The organism is Calothrix rhizosoleniae SC01, assembly GCF_900185595.1.
Classification (GTDB): Bacteria; Cyanobacteriota; Cyanobacteriia; order Cyanobacteriales; family Nostocaceae; genus Calothrix_A; species Calothrix_A rhizosoleniae.
The window spans coordinates 1-7,643 of the sequence record NZ_FYBH01000253.1 but is presented as its reverse complement, the minus strand read 5'-3'; the positions used below and the strand labels follow the sequence as shown (position 1 = coordinate 7,643).

The following is a 7,643-nucleotide window of genomic DNA, read 5'->3' as shown; positions in this document are numbered from 1 at the left end:
ATCCTTTTCTTTTTCCGTCATATTGAGTCCAGCATTGAATTATTTATTCCCTAGGCAAACTCAATCAATTTTAGGTGAGCATGAGTAAATATCTCAACTCACCTAAAATTGATTATGTGGATTTCATATAAAAAAAATTTAGATATAAATCAATACTAAATATTTAAAGTATTAAAATATTCATTTTTGCTGATTATAAAATTATTGCTCTCTAGTGATTCTATATGTAGGCTCTGTTACGTTTTCTGCCAACTTATAAATGTAGAATTTATGTAATTAGAGTTAAGTGGAGTTAGATAAAAGCTAAAAGCATATAGCGCTGCGCGCAAGTAATAAGTAACTAAGTAATAAGTTTACTGTTCATAGGTTTAAGTATTCAAAAATATCCTAACGTACTTTGCTAATTCTATAAAGATAAAATTTTGGGCAATTTTTCATGAATATTTTGGTTATATACAACCAAAATATTATTACTTTAAGCTAAATATTCAGTCCGTCCATATTTACTCAAGTCTTCTATCATTATCAGTTTTTATTGTTAACAAACATTATTATGCCTTAATACTCTATGGCATCACTTCAAACAGCCAGGTGTATTTCATCCCCTTAAGTATCATTTAAATTACAGAGGAGTAATTAGACTGTCAACGTCATAATGTGAGTTAGATTTGCATGTGTAATCATGCTAATTACTTTCATCCTTTTATTGATATCAGATTGTAAACAATATATACAGCAGTATTTTTGGCCAGGATATAAAGTTGCTGTTAATCCTAACTCATAAAAATTAATTGTGTTCTATTTCTATGTAAATAGTTTAGTCATTTACAAAAATATAGATGACTAATTTATACATCTGAATTGTATTTTCTGTGGTTATTTGATTGGGTTAAGTCTGAAAGCAAACAACCGTCTTTGACCAGATTTAATTGCACCACAGAAGGTTTTTAACCTAGCAAAACATTATAAAGAAATGGGCAAAATCATATGTCAAGGGTGAGTGAAGAACCACAATTAAGAGAACAGATATCAGAACAATCAGAAAAACGAAAAGTTTTGTGGGGTCTTGCCATAATCATACCAGTAGCGATCGCAGGTGGGGTATTAACTTTAGTGAGACTGGAGCAGCTAACTAAGTTGAATCAACCTGCCGCTAATCAACCAGCAACTAATAGTGTCAATGCTATAGGACGTTTAGAACCAAGAGGTGCAGTCATTAAACTATCTGCACCTACTACCGGAGTCCAAGCTTCATCTCGGGTAGATCGAATTTTAGTCAAAGAGGGACAAAGAGTCCAACAAGGCGAAGTAATTGCTGTGCTTGATAATCATGGCAGTAATCAAGCTGTATTAGAAGAAGCAAAAGCAAAACTGCAAGAAGCACGGGCTAATTTAGCAAATGTAAAAGCCGGTTCACCAAGGGATTTACAAGCTCAATCGGCTGTAATTGCTCGCTTAAAGGCTCAATTACGTGGAGAGATGCAGGCTCAACAAGCAGTCATTAATCGTTTAGTGTCTCAGTTAAGTGCAGAAAAGGTTGCTCAACAAGCATTTGTACAACGCTTAGAAGAAGAATTACAAGGTCAAAAAAATGCTTTTAGAGCTACTGTAGCAAAAATGAGGGCAGAACAACGTAATGCTCAGATTGATCTAAAACGGTATAGAATGTTGCATAAAGCCGGAGCGATTTCTCAACAAGAACGCGATCGCAGACAATTAAATGCGGAACAAGCTACGCAACAGTTGAGAGAAAGTCAAGCTAATCGTAACCAGACTGTTGCGACTTTAAAACAGCAAATTAACGAAGCTAGAGCTAACCGAACCAAAACAATTGCGACTTTACAACAGCAAATTAACGAAGCTAGGGCTAGTCGCAATCAAACCATCGCAACTTTACAAAGACAAATTCAAGAACAACAAGCTAGATTCAACCGGATTAGAGATATTCGTCCCAGTAATTTCCAGATGGCGCAAGCTCAATTGAATAATGCGATCGCTGGTAATAAAAAAGCTGAAGCAGAACTACGTTTAAGCTATGTTTCAGCACCCATATCTGGAGAAATTCTGAAAATTCACACCAAACCCGGGGAAACCATGGGAACAAATGGAATCGCCGAAATTGGACGCACCGATCAAATGATTGTGGTAGCAGAGGTTCCTGAAGATAGTATTAGTAAAGTGCGTTTAGGTCAATCAGCCACTATTACGAGTGAGAATGGTGCTTTTAGTGGAGAGCTACAGGGAACTGTGAATGAAATTGGCAGAAAAATTGGCAAAAAAAATGTACTCAACAATGATCCAGCTGCGGATGTAGATGCCAGAGTTATAGAAGTAAAAATTTCCTTACCTCCTCAAGATAGCGATCGTGTTGCAGGTTTAACCAATGCAAAAGTCTTAATCCAAATTTTCATCTAATTTTTTGTTAATTATTTATCCATAATCAGGAAAACTTGCAAATGTTTGGCAAAAAAATACCTTTAGCATGGCTACAAATCAAACGTGAAAAAACTCGTCTAGCAGTAGCTCTAGCAGGGATTGCTTTTGCTGATATTTTAATGTTTATGCAATTGGGATTTCGAGATTCTTTATACTACAGTAATGTCCGTTTTCATAGCAGTTTAAATGGTGATATTGTTTTAATTAATTCTAAATCTAGCGCTTTACTATCAATGAAGAGATTTTCTCAACGGAGATTATATAAAGCCAAAGATTTAAAGTCTGTTGAAGCTGTATATCCTATATATTTAGATTACACAAGTTGGAAGAACCCTATTAATGGCATTCCTCGCAACTTATTAATTATTGGCATTAATCCCAAAAATAAAATTTTAAACCTACCAGGAATTGCAGAGAATCTTGAGAAAACTCAACTACCAAATGTAGTTTTATATGACCGCTCTTCTCGCCAAGAATATGGGCCAATTGCCGCTCAATTTGACAAAGGTAAGCTGGTTACAGCAGAGGTAAGGAGAAGATTAATTAAAGTAGGAGGATTATTTACCTTAGGTGCATCCTTTGGTGCAGATGGTAATTTAATCACTAGTGATGTTAATTTTTTGCGAATTTTTAATCATCGTCAAAGAGGTTTAATTGATCTTGGTTTAATTAAATTAAAACCAGGAGAAAATCCTCAATTAGTTGCTCAGCAATTAAAAAAATATTTATCCAAAGATGTCAAAGTTTTAACAAAACAAGAATATATTGAATTTGAGAGAAATTTCTGGGCAAGTAGTACAGCTATTGGCTTTATTTTTACTTTAGGTACAATCATGGGCTTTATTGTCGGCATCGTTATTGTTTACCAAATTTTGTATACAGAAGTAGCAGATCATTTAACTGAGTATGCTACTCTCAAAGCTATAGGATATACACAAAAATATTTATTGATAGTCATTTTACAAGAGGCTTTGATTTTAGCTTTATTAGGATATATCCCAGGAGTTATATTCAGTTTATTTTTGTATGAAAGTGCAAAATCTGCAACACTTCTACCAGTATTTATGAGTTTAAGTCGTGCTTTTCTAGTATTAATACTAACCATTATTATGTGTTTTTTCTCTGGTTCTATAGCTGTGCGTAGACTACGTCATGCTGATCCAGCAGATATTTTTTAAACGCAGGGAGTCGGAGGAAGGAAAGAGAAGCCATAAGAGAGATCCAAAAAAGAAAATGCCCAGCCCTCGCGTGACCTCTTCCAGGGGTCACGTCCACCAGCTATTAGGTTTACCAAAAATATATTTGATAGGGCTGGACATTTTATTACTAGTAAGTCAATAAGTGTTTTGGAATTTACAAGTTACCTCTTCTTTCCCATTGACCTAAATCTATTTTCTCAAACTATATTTATCAAAGTGAATGTATTTTATTTAATATTTTGTCAATGCTAATCAAATAGCCCTAGAGCTTTATATAACTCAGACATAATTAATCGTCATCAATTATTGACTTAGATGTTTTTTGTAATTTTGATTACCACAAACATATTATGCAATATTAATATAGTAATAATGATTATGGGAAATATTTATATTAATTAAACCTGATGTATATCAATATCATTACTTGTAAGTAATTAACTATGAAAACTAATGTTTTGATGACACAAGAAGCTGTAATTTCAGTTAAGAATCTTAACCATTATTATGGTAAAGGTTCTCTCAAAAGGCAAATTTTATTTGACATTAATCTGGAAATTAATTCTGGAGAAATTGTCATTATGACAGGGCCATCTGGCTCAGGAAAAACTACATTATTGAGCTTGATAGGTGGCTTACGTTCTGTACAGCAAGGAAGCTTAAAATTTTCAGGACGGGAATTATTTGGAGCCAGCCAGACAGAACTAGTACAAATTCGACGTAATATTGGTTTTATCTTTCAAGCTCACAACTTGTTAGGTTTCTTGAGTGCTAGACAAAACGTACAAATGGCAGTTGAATTAGAAAAAGATATTTCCCAAATTGATGCTATTTCTAAATCACAAACCATGCTAGCAGCTGTGGGCTTGGGGGAATATGTTGATTTTTTCCCTGACAATCTTTCTGGAGGACAAAAACAAAGGATAGCCATCGCTCGGGCTCTTGTCAATCATCCATCACTAGTATTAGCAGATGAACCTACAGCAGCATTGGATAAACAATCGGGACGTGATGTAGTGGAATTGATGCAGAAACTAGCTAAAGAACAAGGAACGTCAATTTTATTAGTAACTCATGACAATAGAATTTTAGACATTGCTGATCGGATTGTAGATATGGAAGATGGTTGTTTAGTCCGAAATTCCCAAACTGGAGCAATTGCATATGAGTCTGAGGCTACAAATAATCACTCATATTCTTGCTAAGTTGGCGAAATGCTTCAACTCTTAAATTGATTATATTCGCAATCAAACCCAACGGAATATGTTGGGTTTTTATCATTATTGAAAGCAGCATATATAGCGCTATGCGCAAGTAATAAGTAATAATTAATAAGTTTACTGTTCATAGGTTTGCTGCTTCAACAATGTATTAACTTATATGCGTAGTGTTATAACATAATATAGTTCAGTCAAAATAGTCAATTGCGTAGAACTAAGTGACTGTACATTCACTGATTCTGAGACAAGAAAATAAATTAACTATACTTGATACAAAAATATGAGTTCATTTAAATTAAAGTTCAAATATCGAAAGTATTGAAATATATTTTATTTGCTAAATAAACTTTTTTTATTACTGCCAATATCACTTCTTTTACGATTAGTACGAAAAGTCACATTTACTCCTTCATTAGTTTGCTCTAACACTAATAGTGGTGTGGGTTTAGCTTTCTGATCCCAGTGTATATAAACAATTCTACCTTGAATTGTCGGCTGCCAAGTATCCTGTTCATCTTCAGGACTGAGATAAGTTTCCACACAATCAATAATTTGACTAATAGTAGCAGACGTGGTTTGTGTTGGTAACTTCATTAACTTAACTTGGATCCGAAATAATATTCTTTTAGAAACATTAGGAGGGGAGCCTGTTTCATGCTCAATGTCAAAAGTTGTATTGATTTTACGCCCAGAATTGCTGGCAATACCAACCACACCTTCTTGAGCTTGGCTGGCACGTAAAACTTGAGATATTTGTTCTTTTAGTTTAATTTTTATTTGATTAACAATTGCAAAATGAAATACTTCTTCCAACATTCGCATCCGCAAATAATCTAAATTAAATTCCCGTGAGTGAATTAGATCGGGATTGGTTTCCATTTTGCGAATTGTGTCTAAAGCTAATTTAATTTTTTTCTCTAGTTGTTTTGTCTTAAATTTTTCAAATTTGATTTTTTTATTCAAACTTTTGAACTTAATGTTACCATAGACAATCAAAGCAATAATTATTATTGTTAATATACCTGAAGTAGCAACAATAACTTGAGGCATAAAATTATTGCTAGTAGGAACTTCCTGGGAAGCCTTATTCATATTCTTTCTTGGAGTTTGGGTGGCAAAAATTAAACTAGGCATGACTAGCACCCTCAAAATTAACTTCTGATATAAACTTCTGATATATAGGATGCCCAAAATTGAGGTACTATCTAGCTGTATTGTCAGTATTTTTGATCAAGGGAATACCGTTTAGTGAAAACAAGCCCCTAATGTCAGCAGTTTTGCTACTCGGATTGCAGAAGTTATGGCTCCTTCATGCAAGCTATCTCCTAGGTAAGCTCCTGTGTGACAAGTATTATTCTCACCATTGGTAGTAACAATTTCGTCTCTATACTTAAAAAGCTTCAACGCTGTAGAGAGGTGTGTGGTGTTCTTTAATATGTATAATTTTGTCTTTAGCAATCAAACTATCTAGGTTAAACGCCAAACTATATTCCCAGGATGATGATATGCCGCAAAGTTGATTTGGGTAAGCATTATGTCCCCATCCACCTTTTGTTTGGAACAAATCAAATTCCGAAAATTTACTGATTCCGTATCTGGTATACTAGGAATACATCCCTCCCTTAATTCTTACCTATTTCATCTGAATCCCCCATCATTAATTTATTAAAGAAAAGTAAATAAGCCTAAAACCATTGTTCCCCCTGCCTTATCCAAACAATACTTTTTTACGCCGACCTACTTACTTACGCGTAGCGCTATAACTACAATGGCTGACCATATTCTTCATGCAAGTAAAAAAACAGTACATGTGGGTGGATTCTCTGATCTATTAGAACCAACATTGACGATAGACTCTGGAGATAGGGTAAGTGTGGAAACTTACACTGGTTACTATGTGTATGAACAAGCACCACCTGAGTTTATGACCCCAGCACTGCTTGATATTTGCCAACATCTCCCACCACATAGGAAAATTGCAGGGGGACCCCATTTACTGACAGGACCAATTTATATCCGAGGGGCGAAACCAGGAGATGTATTGGAGGTAAAATTAGAGACTATTATCCCCAGTTTACCCATAGGTTTCAATGCTATTCGTCAAGGTTGGGGAGTTTTACCCCATCAATTTACTGAATCAGCTTTGAGATTTATACCCCTAGATTTAGAAAATCAAATTGTAGAATTTCCCATAGGTAGCGGGATTAAAATTCCCTTGAAACCATTTTTTGGTATTCTCGGTGTGGCTACCCCCCAGGGTGATCGCTCTTCTATCCCCCCTGGATGTTATGGTGGCAATATAGATAATCGTTACTTACAAGCGGGTTCTAGGTTATTTTTACCTGTGTTTGTTCCCGGTGGATTATTTTCCATTGGTGATGGACATGCAGTTCAAGGAGATGGGGAGGTAAATGTAACTGCGATTGAAACTTCCATGAATGGTACTATTAAGCTTACTGTGCGTCCAGATTTGCAGCTGACAACACCAATTGCTGAAACTCCAACTGATATCATCACAATGGGGTTTGGTGACACATTGGATGCAGCTTTAGAAATGGCTTTGCAAAATGCGATCGCTTTTTTAGTCCAGTTTGCCCAAGTATCTGCTGAAGATGCCTATGTATTGTGTAGTTTAGCAGTAAATTTCCATATCACCCAAGCTGTCAACATTCCCCAAAAAGGCGTTCATGGAATGCTTGCTAAATCCATCTTGCCTAAAGCTACCCGGTTATTTTAAATAGTAATCGGGGGGAAATGAAAATACATGGTAACCAATAACTAAACTAAT

Annotated in this window: 6 protein-coding genes; 4 read left to right on the top strand and 2 right to left on the bottom strand. The window is 35.0% G+C overall.

Going from position 1 to position 7,643, the window contains the following annotated elements; all coding sequences use genetic code 11:
- Positions 1 to 987: 987 nt before the first annotated feature.
- The 3 genes from CALSC_RS15090 (at position 988) to CALSC_RS15080 (ending at position 4,840) form a co-directional block, all read left to right on the top strand.
- The gene (locus CALSC_RS15090) at positions 988 to 2,415 is read left to right on the top strand and encodes an HlyD family efflux transporter periplasmic adaptor subunit (protein ID WP_088242148.1); all 1,428 of its coding nucleotides are present in this window, start codon (positions 988 to 990) and stop codon (positions 2,413 to 2,415) included.
- A gap of 41 nt (positions 2,416 to 2,456) precedes the next feature.
- The gene (gene devC / locus CALSC_RS15085; protein WP_088242147.1) at positions 2,457 to 3,614 is read left to right on the top strand and encodes an ABC transporter permease DevC; all 1,158 of its coding nucleotides are present in this window, start codon (positions 2,457 to 2,459) and stop codon (positions 3,612 to 3,614) included.
- A 482-nt stretch (positions 3,615 to 4,096) separates the two neighbouring features.
- Positions 4,097 to 4,840 carry a DevA family ABC transporter ATP-binding protein gene (locus CALSC_RS15080; RefSeq protein ID WP_088242146.1) on the top strand — a complete coding sequence of 248 codons (744 nt, stop codon included), beginning with the start codon at positions 4,097 to 4,099 and terminating at the stop codon, positions 4,838 to 4,840.
- Between the two features lie 345 nt (positions 4,841 to 5,185).
- Here CALSC_RS15080 and CALSC_RS15075 read toward each other — a convergent pair whose 3' ends face one another.
- Together CALSC_RS15075 and CALSC_RS28050 are read right to left on the bottom strand one after the other, a co-directional pair.
- Entirely contained in the window at positions 5,186 to 5,989 is an 804-nt protein-coding gene (locus tag CALSC_RS15075) for a hypothetical protein (protein WP_088242145.1), read from the bottom strand.
- Between the two features lie 256 nt (positions 5,990 to 6,245).
- Complete coding sequence (locus CALSC_RS28050; RefSeq protein WP_327331456.1) at positions 6,246 to 6,419, bottom strand: hypothetical protein; 174 nt, start codon at positions 6,417 to 6,419, stop codon at positions 6,246 to 6,248.
- 204 nt (positions 6,420 to 6,623) lie between these two features.
- Here CALSC_RS28050 and CALSC_RS15065 point away from each other — a divergent pair, with 204 nt between their 5' ends.
- Entirely contained in the window at positions 6,624 to 7,592 is a 969-nt protein-coding gene (locus CALSC_RS15065) for an acetamidase/formamidase family protein (protein WP_088242144.1), read from the top strand.
- Positions 7,593 to 7,643: the final 51 nt, after the last annotated feature.

What these genes read in the sequence shown, in the direction of transcription:
- CALSC_RS15090 (WP_088242148.1), top strand. Translation starts at nt 988, where the DNA reads ATGTCAAGGGTGAGTGAAGAACCACAATTAAGAGAACAGATATCAGAA.
- CALSC_RS15080 (WP_088242146.1), top strand. Translation starts at nt 4,097, where the DNA reads ATGACACAAGAAGCTGTAATTTCAGTTAAGAATCTTAACCATTATTAT.
- devC (WP_088242147.1), top strand. Translation starts at nt 2,457, where the DNA reads ATGTTTGGCAAAAAAATACCTTTAGCATGGCTACAAATCAAACGTGAA.
- CALSC_RS15065 (WP_088242144.1), top strand. Translation starts at nt 6,624, where the DNA reads ATGGCTGACCATATTCTTCATGCAAGTAAAAAAACAGTACATGTGGGT.
- CALSC_RS15075 (WP_088242145.1), bottom strand. Translation starts at nt 5,989, where the DNA reads ATGCCTAGTTTAATTTTTGCCACCCAAACTCCAAGAAAGAATATGAAT.